Source organism: Cobetia sp. 10Alg 146 (assembly GCF_029846385.1).
In the GTDB taxonomy this organism is placed as follows: domain Bacteria; phylum Pseudomonadota; class Gammaproteobacteria; order Pseudomonadales; family Halomonadaceae; genus Cobetia; species Cobetia marina.
Map to the genome: position 1 here is coordinate 83,499 of NZ_JARWKT010000006.1, position 11,333 is coordinate 94,831.

Below are 11,333 nucleotides of genomic sequence, written 5' to 3' on the forward strand. Positions count from 1 at the left end.
TTGATCAGTCTTCAGCCACGCACGAGGTCGGGGTCAGCCCTTGTCGGCGTCCTTCGTCTGCGCCTTGAGCGCGGCCAGACGAGCCGCTTCGCGCTGACGCTGCTTGGCGTCACGACGCGCCTGCATCTGGGCGAGCGCGTCCTTGCCCAGGTGCGCCTCACCCCGTTGCTCGGCGAGACGAATCTGATTCTCGCGCTCGGCAAAGCGTGCCTTCTGGGCATCGCTGAGCTTGTCGTAGCAGCGCGGGCAGCTGACACCCTTCTGGTACTTGTCGCTCTGCTTGTCCGCTTGCGTGATCGGCAGACGGCAGGCGTGACATTGGTCGAACTGACCGGGGCGCAACTTGTGGTCGACGGTGACACGGTCATCGAACACGAAACATTCGCCCTGCCACAGCGTCTCTTCTTGGGGCACCTCTTCCAGATACTTCAGAATGCCGCCCTTGAGGTGATAGACCTCCTCAAACCCCTGCTCCTTCAGATAGGCGGTGGATTTTTCGCAGCGAATGCCTCCGGTGCAGAACATCGCCACCTTGCGGTGCTGCTGCGGGTCCAGCTCACGGGAGACATAGTCCGGGAAATCACGGAAAGCGGCCGTGTTCGGGTTGACGGCACCCTTGAAGGTCCCCACTTCCACTTCATAGTCGTTGCGGGTGTCGATCAGCAGCACGTCAGGGTCGGAGATCAGCGCGTTCCAGTCCTTCGGCTCCACGTAGGTACCGACGGTATGGCGCGGGTCGATCCCTTCCACGCCCATGGTGACGATCTCGCGCTTGAGCTTGACCTTGGCACGCAGGAAGGGGGACTGCTCTGCCAGAGACTGCTTGGTGTCCAGTTCCGCCAGGCGCGGGTCTGCCGTCAGCCAGGCCAGCAGGGCATCGATGCCGGCGCGAGAGCCGGAGACGGTGCCATTGATGCCTTCGCGTGCCAGCAGCAGGGTGCCGCGGATGCCATGCTCGTCCATCACTGCCAGCAGCGGTTCGCGCAGCGACTCGAAGTCCTCGAGGGTGACGAACTTGTAGAGCGCGCAGACGACATGCTGCGGCGCCAGCGGGCTGGGACGAGCGGTGTCGGCAGCCGGTGCGACGGTCGTGGGGGTATCGGTCATGCAGGAGTCCTCATGCGGGCCGGAACGTAAATCCGGAGCAGGATGATCAGAAGGGAAGGCGTGCGACAGCGCGTGAGTGCCGCGTCGTCCAGGCGAGCCTTCGTGGTTCGGCGGCATATTTTACGTGACTCGCGCACGAATTTCCTGCGCAGGATCAAGGGGTCGCCTCATGCTGGCAATTTCATTGATGGTGTCTATCAAGGTACGGGCGAGTTCAATTGGTGAGCGATCGATGATGACGCTATCGTATCGCCATGACGGCTTGCGTACATTCGCGAATCTGCACAGTGATGTCGCGCACAACGGGGTGTCGGAATGAGTGATTCACTCTATCAAGCAGCGACCGAGGGACTGCGTTATCAGGATGCGCGTGAGCGGCCCTTGCGAGAGCTGGATGGGCCCTCCGAGCTACCCGTGAGTCTGGTGCTCAATGAGATCCCGATGGGCACGCTGCTGGCGAGCCCCGAGGCGCTGGAGCCACTGGCGCTGGGGCACGCCTTCACCGCAGGCTGGATCACGCGGCGTGAGGAGGTCACTGCCATCCATCTCTCGCGGCTGCGCCATGGGCTGGCGGTGCGTCTGGACGTCAGCGAGGCGCTGGCGCGCAAGGCCGAGGGCCATCAGCGGCGCGAGAGCAGCGTGTCCAGCTGTGGCGCCTGTGGCGTGCAGGATGAGGCCGAGCTGATGGCTGGCCTGACACGACTGCCGCCACGGGCAGCGCTCTCACCTGAGGCGTTGATGCGTGGGCTGGAGCGCCTGGAGCGCGCGACACGGCGCGGCATGCACCTGGCGCTGGGGCTGGACGCCGAGGGCGGCTTGATCTCGCAGGGGGCCGATATCGGTCGCCACAATGCGCTGGACCGCGTGATCGGCATGAGTCTCGACAGCGGCGTCTGGCCCGAGGCACTGCTGGTCTCCAGTCGCTGCAGTCTGGAGCTGGTCCAGAAGACCATCCGTGCCCGCATTCCGACGCTTGCCACCCTTGCCGTGCCTTCACGCCTAGCGGTGGAGACCGCGCGTGCCTGTGATCTCAACCTGATCTGTGCCCATCGCGGGCGTCGACTCGAGCTGCTCAGTGGGCAGGCCGACTGACGGCCCCTGGCGCGTACTCACGCCTGTCTGATCCTTTCCCGCCTTCCCCTTTTGCCTGTGGACCCTGACATGACTGATATTGCCGCCCCCGAGACGCCTGAGCACGCATCGGCTCGCCTGCCACGTGAGGATGAGAGGATGACGCGCCATCCCCGCATCGCTGCCTACTCCGGTCCGGCGGGCGGCTGGGGGGCGCTCAAGAGTGTCGGTCAGCATGTCAGCCACTCCAGGGCGCCATGGAAGAGCGTGCGCTCCCTGCTCAAGGCCAATCAGGACAAGGGCTTTGACTGCCCCGGCTGCGCCTGGGGCGATCCGGAGCACGGCTCCTCCTTCGAATTCTGCGAGAACGGCGCCAAGGCAGTGGCCTGGGAAGTGACCGCCAAGCGTGTCACGCCGCGCTTCTTCGCTCAGCACACCGTCACGGAGCTGCTGGGCTGGGACGACTTCATGCTCGAGGATCAGGGCCGCCTGACCGAGCCGATGCGCTATGACGCGGCCAGTGACCGCTACGAGCCGATCAGCTGGGAGGCGGCCTTCGCGATCATCGCCGAGCACCTCGATGCGCTGACGTCACCGGATGAGGCGCTGTTCTATACCTCCGGACGCGCCAGCAACGAGGCGGCCTATCTGTATCAGCTGTTCGTGCGTCTGTTCGGCACCAACAACTTCCCCGACTGCTCCAACATGTGTCATGAGGCCAGTGGCGTCGGCATGAAGGCGAGTCTCGGTGTCGGCAAGGGCACGGTACTGCTGGAGGATTTCGAGCACGCGGATGCCATCTTCGTGTTCGGTCAGAACCCCGGCACCAACCATCCCCGCATGCTGGGGGACCTGCGACGTGCCTCTCGACGTGGGGCGCGCATCGTCAGCTTCAATCCGTTGCGTGAACGGGGGCTGGAGCGCTTCGCCGACCCGCAGTCGCCGCTGGAGATGATGACCCTCTCCAGTCAGCCCATCAGCCATCGTTATTACCAGCCGCGGATGGGGGGTGACATGGCGGCGGTGCGTGGCATGGCCAAGGCACTCTTCGCCATGGAGGCGCGCGGCGAATTCACGCGCGCTGCTTCCTTCATCGAGCGCCACACGCGGGGAGCGACGGCCTGGCAGGACGTGGTCGAGGCGACGGACTGGGCCACGCTCGAGGATCAGTCCGGGCTGACCCGTGCGCAGCTCGAGGAGGCCGCGATGATCTTCGCCGGGGCCGACAACGTCATCTGCACCTGGGCGATGGGCATCACGCAACATCTGCACGCCGTGGACAGCGTCCGGGAGATCGTCAATCTGCTGCTGCTCGGGGGCCATTTCGGGCGTCCCGGTGCCGGTGCCTGCCCCGTTCGCGGACATTCCAATGTCCAGGGAGACCGCACCATGGGCATCGACGAGAAGGCGCCGGCCGCGTTGATCGATGCACTCGAAGCCCGCTATGGCGTGAGCATGCCGCGTGGCCAGGGCTTCAACACCGTGGAGAGTCTGGCGGCGCTGGAACAGGGCAGGGCGAAGACCTTCATCGCGCTGGGCGGCAACTTCACGCGCGCCACGCCGGACAGCGAGCGCACCGAGGCGGCCATGCGCAACCTCAAGCTCAACGTCCAGATCAGCACCAAGCTCAACCGCAGTCATCTGGTGATCGGCAAGACGACGCAAGCGCTGATTCTGCCGTGTCTGGGGCGCAGCGAGATCGACCGCTCCGCACAGGTGGCCTCCCAGCACATCAGCGTCGAGGACTCGATGTCGATGGTGCACTCAAGCGCTGGCATCAAGGCGCCGGCCAGTGACGAGCTGCGCTCGGAACCCGGCATCATCGCGGGTATCGCGCGCGCCACGCTTGCCCGGGTGCTGCCACGGCGCGGCGTGAGTGACCCGGTCAACTGGGAGGCGCTGAGCGAGAACTATGATCTCATCCGCGACGAGATCGCGGCGGTGATTCCCGGCTTTGCCGATTTCAATGCCCGTCTGGCCCACAAGCGCGGTTTCCATCTCGCCAACCCGGTGCGTGAGCTGCGCTTCCCCACCACCAGTGGCCAGGCGGAGTTCTCGGCGGCGGCGCTGCCGGGGTCCGTGCTGCATCAGCAGCTCGCGCGTCGGGAAGGCTGGTTGACCCTGCAGACCATGCGTAGCCATGATCAGTACAACACCACCGTCTATGGCTACAACGACCGCTATCGTGGCGTGTCGGGTCAGCGTCGAGTGGTCTTCATCAATGCGCAGGACCTTGCCCGCCTGGGGCTGGCCGATGGTGACTGGGTCGACATGGTCGGTGAGCCGCGCCCGGATGGCAGTGAGCGGCGTGCGCCTCAGTTCAAGCTGGTGGAATACGATATCCCGGCCGGTTGCATCGGTGCCTATTATCCGGAAACCAATGTGCTGGTCGCATTGGAAAGCCATGGCAGCGATACCGGCACACCTGCCTCCAAGGCGGTCCCCGTGCGGCTGGAGCGCAGTTCACGCATCGCCTGACGGCGCGAGGCGCCAGCAGCAGGATGCAAGCATCACCACATTGCCGCGTGGCGAGGAGACTCGTCGCGCGGCAGTCGTGTGTCTAGAATATTCCCGTACGCCGAGCCCGCTTCGCTCGGCGTACGTCCTTTCCCGTCTTCAGTGCCGGCTCATCCATCGTTCAAGAGAGTGATCCATGCAATATCTGCACACCATGCTGCGTATCCGTGATGTCGACGCTTCACTGCATTTCTTCCGTGACCTGCTCGGCATGGTCGAGATCTCGCGCAAGGATTCCGAGAAGGGCCGCTTCACGCTGATCTTCCTGGCAGCCCCGCAGGATGCCGAACGTGCCCGTGAGATGCAGGCGCCGATGCTGGAACTGACCCATAACTGGGACCCGGAAGACTATGAAGGTGGGCGCAACTTCGGCCATCTGGCCTATCGTGTCGAGGACATCTACGCCACCTGTCAGCATCTGATGGACAATGGCGTGACCCTCAATCGCCCACCGCGTGACGGCCACATGGCGTTCGTTAAGAGCCCGGATGGCATCTCGCTGGAGTTGCTGCAGGCCGGCGAACCCCTTGCGCCGCAGGAACCGTGGGTCTCGATGGCCAATACCGGCAGCTGGTAACGCTCACGCCGGGGGTCGCGATGCCCGACAGCGCTCAGGCGCGGGCAAGCGTCGCACAATGGTGACGCAATGTCGGTGCGGGGCTGGCGGAACCGGCATTTGGGCTTATGCTGTGATCAGAACGATAATGCTCGCCGCATGAGACATGACACGTCATGCGGTGGCTTTCTGGTGTTGTGCAGGGCTACCCCTGCCGTCCAGACAGGTGCAGGCTCCATGACACTCCCCCTGTCGCGCGCTGGCCGTGTCCGTGTCATGAGAGTTTCGCCCACGTGATGACTGCCGAATGGCAAGGACTGCCTGATGTTGAGTGTTGCTCGTGCCTGGTTGCGTCAAGAACCGCGTCTGCTCGCTGTCGAGCATCGCCGTTTCTATCATGCCTATCTGTGGGTCTATCTGATGGTGCTGGGCCTTTATGTGGCCTGGCTGCCTGTCTTCATGGTGCTCAAGGCACCACGCCTGGCGTTCGCCAGCGGGATCATGGTGCTGGTGGGGCTGCTGGGAGTGCTGTTGCATCGTCAGCATCACATGCTGATGGCCCTGGTGCTGGTACTGGGCAGTCTGACGTTGATGACCTGGCTTGCCTCCTACTGCTTCGGCAATGCCGCCGGCTACGAGTATTACTTCTTCATCGTGATGGCCGGTATCCATCTTGCACCCCTGTCAGGCAAGGTGCGTGTCATCAGCACGCTGTCTCTCTTCGTCGCTGCAGTGCTGTCGCTGATGGTGGCCTCTCAGCATGTTTCCGATGGCTTCATCCCTGTCTGGATCATGCAGTCATTCAACCTGTTTGCCGTCTTCATGCTGATGGTCACCTTCCTGTGGCGCATGCTGGCACTCACCGAACACTTCGAACGCCAGTACCGCCAGGATGCCAGTCGCGATGAGCTGACCGGGCTGTTCAATCGGCGCCAGGCCCTGCGCCAGGCGGAAAAATGGTGGCAGGACGCCGTGCCCTGCTCGGTATTGATGATGGATGTGGATCACTTCAAGCAGATCAATGATCTGCGGGGGCATGCGGCAGGTGATGAGGCCCTGAGACAGATCGGGCGCCTGCTCAATGCCACACTGCGCCAGGGGGATAGAGCAGGGCGTATCGGTGGTGAGGAGTTTCTGGTGCTGTTGCCGCGCAGCGGGCGCGGCGAGGCGATTTCCGTGGCGGGACGGATACGTTCCCTGCTGGCCAGCTCGCCGCCACAGTTTGCGGGAAGCGCCGTGCCGGTCACCGTCTCGATAGGGGTCGCCGTCAGTCATGAGTGTGAATCACTGGATGACCTGCTGCAGCTGGCGGATCGTCGCCTGTACCACGCCAAACATCAGGGGCGCGACCGGGTGGTAGCGGGGGGTGAGCGGCAGCAGGAAAGGGAAGGCGAGCCACGCAGCCTCTTGGCTGCCCCTGAGACGGCGCGCCAGGGGGATCAGGGTGAGCCCCCGGCAGAACATGGGCACTTTGCCGACAGGACACTCGTGGGGTGATTCGAGGCTGTCTTGCGCTCTCGAGTCGCTCTTCAGTTCTCGAGCGTGTGCCGGCCCAGGCCTGACAGGCAGCGCTCGATGGCTCTCGCCAGACGGCACGCCACGGGCGTACACAGCACCCAGGGCAGAATGATCAGTGCAATGCTGAGCGAGCCCAGATAGACATCACTGAACCAATGGGCACCCACCATGATGCGTGGGGCACTCAATATCACCACGAATGCCAGACTCCACAGCGCGATGCGTCGTGGGGCGAAGGCCCACATGTAACCGGCGAAGACCATCAGCATCAAGCCGTGATCCCCCGGGAAGCTGTTCGAGGCCGAGTCCTTGGTCTTGAAGGACACCAGGTCGGAGAGATGCTGTGCGTGCTGGAAGACGCGAGTCGGACTGGCATGGCCGTAGCTGATGGCGCGCAGCACGAACAGCGAGATGATACCGGCGGTCAGCAACATGGTGATGCCGAGGCTGGTCCAGCGCCGGTAGCGGTCGGGGCGCGAATCCTCAAGCATCGCCCAGCAGAACAGGACACCCATCAGGCCGAAGGCCGCAGCATCGAAGAACCGCGTGTTGAGAAGCCCCAGCAGGGTATCCCAGTGCGGATTGAGTGGCGAGATGAGGTGATTGAATGCCCAGAATACCCGGCCGTCCAGATCGGGCCAGAAATCCAGTGCCGGTATCCACCAGCTGATCAGCAAGGCGAATCCTGTGGCATTGTGTGCCAGTAGTCGTCTGGTCAGCATCTCCGTCCCTCCTGGTGCAGATGGTGCGAGGTATCATCAAGCATCAGCAAGCGATCCCTATCGCTGCCTTCACGGCGTATGGTAATTTCAAAGGCTCTTCAAGAAACACTGTTTTCGAATGTTCCAGGAGAGAAGCATCGTTGCGTCAGACGCGATCTGGCGGGCTATCGTCTCGCAAGCCAGTCGGCCTGTCGGGACCGGGATGGCGCAGGGCATCAAGGGGCTTGTGGTTTACGCGACGGGTCTGCATGCTCGCGCCCGATCGTTTCATCAATGCCTGACATCGAGGGCAGGCTCATCACGGGGGATCTCTTCATGAGCGTCATCTTGCGCCGTCTATCACTTGCCACTTCGCTGGCGATCGCGACTTCCCTGCTGGCCGGCTGCGCGGTCAGTCACTCAGGCGCGACGGACGCCGGGCAGGGCGGCGGGAGCGGTGCCGGCAGTGCGAGCCCCGCGCTGGTCGGTACCCCCTGGAGCTTCTCGAAGACCGAGGAGACCGGTGAGGCGCCCAATTTCCTGTTGCAGGCCCCGACACCGGAGCAGCTGGCGGATGAAGAGGATGACCGCCTGCGTCTGGTGGGCAGCAATGGCTGCAATCGTCTGATGGGGCCGGTGGTACTGGATGAGTCTCGCCAGACCCTGGAGATTGGCCCGCTGGCCTCGACCATGAAGATGTGCCCCAATCCGGAGCAGTCCAATGCCTTCAATCGCATGCTGGAGGAGGTGGCTCGCTATCAGATCGTCGGCAGTGGCGAGAGCGCTCGCCTGCGTGTGATGGATGACACCGGCTACCTGCTGGCGACCTTCATGCCTGTCGCGGCCAGCGACGACTGAGCGCTAGCGACGATTGAGCACCTGCGCCGACTCCCGTGACATGCGCGGAATGAAGAAAGCCCCCGGCACCTTTCGGTGCCGGGGGCTTTTGCCTGCGATCAAGACGAGTGTGGCTTACAGCGCTTCGATCTTGGCGCGCTGACTTTCCAGCAGTGCAAGCTCCGCCTGGGCATCGGCCAGCTTGGCGCGCTCCTTCTCGACCACATCGGCCGGTGCGCGACCGACGAACTTCTCGTTGCCGAGCTTGTTCTCGAGACCGGTGATGACCTTCTGCTGCTTCTCGTGTTCCTTGTCGATGCGCTTGAGCTCGGCATCCTTGTCGATCAGGCCGGCCATCGGCACCAGCACTTCCAGCTCACCGACGCGCTGGATGGCGGACATCGGCGCTTCATCGCCCGCTGCCAGGAAGGTGATGCTTTCCAGACGGGCCAGCTTGGACAGGAACAGACGATTGGCTTCCAGACGCTCGGCGTCGCCGTCGGCCCCGTTCTGCAGGTAGACCTCCAGCGGCTTGCCCGGGGACAGGTTCAGCTCGTTGCGGATATTGCGCACCGCGATGATGATGCCCTTGAGCCACTCGATGTCACGGATGGCCTGCTCATCGATCCGCTCGGCGTCGGCCTGCGGCCACGCCTGGCTCATGATGCTCTCGCCTTCCACCGGCTTGCCGGCGTGAGGCGCGATGCGCTGCCAGATCTCCTCGGAGATGAACGGCATCATCGGGTGGATCAGGCGCAGGATGGTCTCGAGCGCGCGCACCAGGGTGCGACGCGTGCCGCGCTTGGCTTCCGCGCTGGCGTTCTCGTCCCACAACACCGGCTTGGACAGCTCCAGATACCAGTCGCAGTACTCGTTCCAGATGAACTCATAGAGCGCCTGGGAGGCGTGGTCGAAGCGGAACTCTTCCAGCGCGCGGGTGACCTGCTGCTCGGTCTGCTGCAGGCGCGCGATGATCCAGCGATCGGCCAGTGACAGCTCGACGGCTTCGCCGTTGACGCCGCAATCCTGGTCCTCGGCATTCATCAGCACGTAGCGCGCCGCATTCCACAGCTTGTTGCAGAAGTTGCGATAGCCATCGAGACGGCCCATGTCGAACTTCACGTCACGCCCGGTGGAAGCCAGTGACAGCAGGGTGTAGCGCAGCGCATCGGTACCGTGCGGCTCGATGCCTTCCGGGAACTCGTTGCGCGTGGCCTTGGCGATCGCCTTGGCCTTCTTGGGCTGCATCATGTTGCCGGTACGCTTCTCGACCAGCTCATCCAGGCCGATGCCGTCGATCAGGTCGATGGGATCGAGGACGTTGCCCTTGGACTTGGACATCTTCTGCCCGAGGCTGTCGCGCACCAGACCATGCACGTAGACCTTGCGGAACGGCACTTCACCCTTGAACTTCAGGGTGAACATGATCATCCGCGCCACCCAGAAGAAGATGATGTCGAAGCCGGTGACCAGCACGTCGGTGGAGTGGAAGGTCTTGAGTTCTTCGGTGTCCGCCGGCCAGCCGAGGGTGCCGAAGGTCCACAGCGCAGAGCTGAACCAGGTGTCGAGGACGTCTTCGTCCTGACGCAGTTCGATGTCGGCACCCAGCTGGTTCTCGGCGCGGACTTCTTCCTCGTTGCGGCCGACATAGACGTTGCCGTCGTTGTCATACCAGGCCGGAATGCGGTGGCCCCACCACAGCTGACGCGAGATGCACCAATCCTGCAGGTCGCGCATCCACGCGAAGTACATGTTCTCGTAGTTCTTGGGCACGAACTCGATGTCGCCGTTCTCGACCGCCTCGATGGCCGGGCGTGCCAGCTCCTCGACGGCCACGAACCACTGGTCCGTCAGCAGCGGCTCGATGACGTCGCCGGAGCGGTCACCGTGGGGCAGGGTGTTGTTGATGGTCTCGACCTGCTCCAGCAGACCCCGCGCGTCCATGTCGGCGACCAGCTTCTCGCGCGCGACGAAGCGATCCAGACCGGCGTAGGCGGCCGGCAGGCTGGCGTCTTCCTGGGGCTGCGGACGTCCCTGCAGGTCGTAGATCTCGGCGCGCTCCAGGATGGTGGCATCCTGGCTCATCACGTTGATCAGCAGATGGCCCTGACGCTTGCCGACTTCGTAGTCATTGAAGTCGTGTGCCGGAGTGATCTTGACGCAACCGGAGCCCTTTTCCATGTCGGCGTGTTCATCGGCGACGATGGGGATGCGACGGCCGACCAGCGGCAGTTCGATGAACTTGCCGACCAGGCTTGCGTAGCGTTCATCCTTGGGATTGACGGCCACGCCGGTGTCACCCAACAGGGTTTCCGGGCGCGTGGTGGCGACCACGACGTAGTCCTTGCCATCGGCGGTCTTGACGCCATCGGCGAGCGGATAGCGGAAGTGCCAGAAGCTGCCTTGCTGATCACGGTTCTCGACTTCGAGATCGGAGATCGCGGTGTGCAGGGTCGGGTCCCAATTGACCAGACGCTTGCCACGGTAGATGAGGTCTTCCTTGTGCAGACGCACGAAGACTTCCTGCACGGCCTTGTAGAAGCCATCGTCCATGGTGAAGCGCTCGCGGCTCCAGTCGATGCTGGTGCCCATGCGACGCAGCTGACGCGTGATGTTGCCGCCGGACTCTTCCTTCCACTCCCAGATCTTGTCGGTGAAGGCTTCGCGACCCAGATCATGACGCGTCTTGCCTTCTTCGGCGGCGACCTTGCGCTCCACCAGCATCTGCGTGGCGATACCGGCGTGGTCGGTGCCTACCTGCCACAGGGTGTTGCGACCCTGCATGCGACGCCAGCGCACCAGGGTGTCCATGATGGAATCCTGGAAGGCATGGCCCATGTGCAGGGAGCCGGTGACGTTGGGCGGCGGGATGACCAGTGAGAAGCTCTCGCCCTGGCCTGACGGCGCAAAGCGATTCTCGGATTCCCAGCGCTCGTACCAGCGCGTCTCGATGGCGTTCGGTTGGTAGGTCTTGTCCATGGGTCTGCAAATGATCCGGTTGGGCGGGACGTCCCGCGCCGGCTCAG

Annotated in this window: 8 protein-coding genes; 5 read left to right on the forward strand and 3 right to left on the reverse strand. The window is 63.5% G+C overall.

The window, feature by feature from the left end; genetic code table 11:
• Positions 1-33: 33 nt before the first annotated feature.
• Complete coding sequence (locus QD172_RS11990) at positions 34-1,107, reverse strand: rhodanese-related sulfurtransferase (RefSeq protein WP_279855848.1); 1,074 nt, start codon at positions 1,105-1,107, stop codon at positions 34-36.
• 315 nt (positions 1,108-1,422) lie between these two features.
• On the opposite strand from QD172_RS11990, the gene QD172_RS11995 reads away from it, so the two are divergent.
• From QD172_RS11995 to QD172_RS12010, 4 genes are all read left to right on the forward strand, one after another.
• Entirely contained in the window at positions 1,423-2,199 is a 777-nt protein-coding gene (locus QD172_RS11995) for a formate dehydrogenase accessory sulfurtransferase FdhD (protein ID WP_077378706.1), read from the forward strand.
• A 138-nt stretch (positions 2,200-2,337) separates the two neighbouring features.
• On the forward strand, positions 2,338-4,656 hold the full coding sequence (locus QD172_RS12000) for an FdhF/YdeP family oxidoreductase (protein ID WP_136939164.1): 2,319 nt from the start codon (positions 2,338-2,340) through the stop codon (positions 4,654-4,656).
• Positions 4,657-4,831: 175 nt separating this feature from the next.
• On the forward strand, positions 4,832-5,272 hold the full coding sequence (locus tag QD172_RS12005) for a VOC family protein (protein ID WP_084209428.1): 441 nt from the start codon (positions 4,832-4,834) through the stop codon (positions 5,270-5,272).
• A 303-nt stretch (positions 5,273-5,575) separates the two neighbouring features.
• Positions 5,576-6,748, forward strand: a complete 1,173-nt coding sequence (locus tag QD172_RS12010; RefSeq protein ID WP_279855849.1) for a GGDEF domain-containing protein — start codon at positions 5,576-5,578, stop codon at positions 6,746-6,748.
• Between the two features lie 32 nt (positions 6,749-6,780).
• Here QD172_RS12010 and QD172_RS12015 read toward each other — a convergent pair whose 3' ends face one another.
• A complete protein-coding gene (locus QD172_RS12015; protein ID WP_279855850.1) occupies positions 6,781-7,491 on the reverse strand; it encodes a phosphatase PAP2 family protein in 711 nt (236 codons plus the stop codon).
• A gap of 315 nt (positions 7,492-7,806) precedes the next feature.
• Between QD172_RS12015 and QD172_RS12020 the strand changes: the two genes are divergently transcribed.
• On the forward strand, positions 7,807-8,328 hold the full coding sequence (locus tag QD172_RS12020; protein WP_077378721.1) for an META domain-containing protein: 522 nt from the start codon (positions 7,807-7,809) through the stop codon (positions 8,326-8,328).
• A 114-nt stretch (positions 8,329-8,442) separates the two neighbouring features.
• Here QD172_RS12020 and QD172_RS12025 read toward each other — a convergent pair whose 3' ends face one another.
• Positions 8,443-11,286, reverse strand: a complete 2,844-nt coding sequence (locus tag QD172_RS12025) for a valine--tRNA ligase (RefSeq protein ID WP_279855851.1) — start codon at positions 11,284-11,286, stop codon at positions 8,443-8,445.
• Positions 11,287-11,333: the final 47 nt, after the last annotated feature.

Bases quoted from the DNA above. Each gene is read 5' to 3' on its own strand.
- QD172_RS11990 (WP_279855848.1), bottom strand. From the start codon at position 1,107: ATGACCGATACCCCCACGACCGTCGCACCGGCTGCCGACACCGCTCGT.
- QD172_RS11995 (WP_077378706.1), top strand. From the start codon at position 1,423: ATGAGTGATTCACTCTATCAAGCAGCGACCGAGGGACTGCGTTATCAG.
- QD172_RS12000 (WP_136939164.1), top strand. From the start codon at position 2,338: ATGACGCGCCATCCCCGCATCGCTGCCTACTCCGGTCCGGCGGGCGGC.
- QD172_RS12005 (WP_084209428.1), top strand. From the start codon at position 4,832: ATGCAATATCTGCACACCATGCTGCGTATCCGTGATGTCGACGCTTCA.
- QD172_RS12010 (WP_279855849.1), top strand. From the start codon at position 5,576: ATGTTGAGTGTTGCTCGTGCCTGGTTGCGTCAAGAACCGCGTCTGCTC.
- QD172_RS12015 (WP_279855850.1), bottom strand. From the start codon at position 7,491: ATGCTGACCAGACGACTACTGGCACACAATGCCACAGGATTCGCCTTG.
- QD172_RS12020 (WP_077378721.1), top strand. From the start codon at position 7,807: ATGAGCGTCATCTTGCGCCGTCTATCACTTGCCACTTCGCTGGCGATC.
- QD172_RS12025 (WP_279855851.1), bottom strand. From the start codon at position 11,286: ATGGACAAGACCTACCAACCGAACGCCATCGAGACGCGCTGGTACGAG.